This window comes from Martinezella dioscoreae, assembly GCF_009176305.1.
Lineage (GTDB): Bacteria > Pseudomonadota > Alphaproteobacteria > Rhizobiales > Rhizobiaceae > Rhizobium > Rhizobium dioscoreae.
In genome coordinates this window covers 1-1,055 of record NZ_BLAJ01000041.1, presented here as the reverse complement: position 1 = coordinate 1,055, position 1,055 = coordinate 1, and the positions used below count along the sequence as shown (strand labels likewise).

1 protein-coding gene is annotated in these 1,055 nt (G+C 57.5%); it reads left to right on the top strand.

What is annotated here, in order from left to right; translation table 11 throughout:
• The first annotated feature begins 93 nt into the window (after window positions 1-93).
• Window positions 94-1,039 (top strand): IS630 family transposase gene (locus GDN47_RS31815; RefSeq protein WP_173002618.1). Its coding sequence is split into 2 segments (ribosomal slippage): window positions 94-432 and window positions 434-1,039, totalling 945 coding nucleotides; the frame shifts between segments, so codons are not numbered across the junction.
• Window positions 1,040-1,055 lie beyond the last annotated feature (16 nt).

Here is a 1,055-nt window from a genome sequence, read left to right as displayed (position 1 = left end):
TAGAGTCTGTCAGCGCTAATCGGAATCGCGGTGAGATTCCCAGGCGTTTGATTTTGTGATTCAAGATCATTGCTGGATTGGAGGCCAGCAATGATGGTGCGACCTCTTTCTCTTGACTTGCGAACGCGTATTGCAGCAGCATTGAAGGACGGCATGACGGTTCGTGCGGCCGCGGAGCGTTTCGGAGTATCGGCTGCGACAGCGGTACGGATCGGTCAGCTTGATCGGTCAGGTAAAGGCCTGATGCCTACGAAGATCGGCGGCTATGCCAAGCCGACGCTGAGGGGCGCTGCGGCCGATGCTGTGCGCCAGCGACTGCAGGTCAAGCCCGACTGGACGGTGCGTGCGTTGTCGGCGGAATTGAAGTCTGCAGGGATCAACGTGTCTCACGATACCGTCTGGCGCTTCCTGCGCAGTGAGGGCAAGACCTTCAAAAAAAACGCTGGTGGCAAGCGAGCAGGAGCGTCCGAAGGTAATCCGGTTCCGGATGCGATGGAAGACCCATCAACATCGGCTTGATCCGGACCGCCTCGTCTTTATCGACGAGACCTGGATCAAGACCAACATGACGCGCACCTGCGGCTGGTGTCAGCGCGGAGAGCCTCTCATCGCAAAAGTCCCTCACGGTCATTGGAAGACGCTGACCTTTCTGGCCGGCTTGCGCCGCGACAGCATCGTTGCCCCTTTTGTCCTTGATGGACCCATCAACGGCATTGCCTTCACCGCTTGGGTCCAGCAATGCCTGGTGCCAACTCTGAAGGCCGGCGATGTCGTCATTCTCGACAATCTGGGAAGCCACAAAGGAAAACCGGCCCGCGATGCAATCCGGGAGGTCGGCGCGCACCTCCTCTTCCTGCCGCCATACAGCCCCGACCTCAATCCCATCGAGATGATGTTTGCCAAGCTTAAGACGCTCGTCAGAAAGGCCGACGAGAGAACCGTCGAAACAACATGGAGGCGCATCGGAGCACTCCTCAAGGCATTCAGCCCGCAGGAGTGCTCAAACTATCTCAGACATGCAGGATATGGTTCAAAATAAACCTGACAGACTCTAG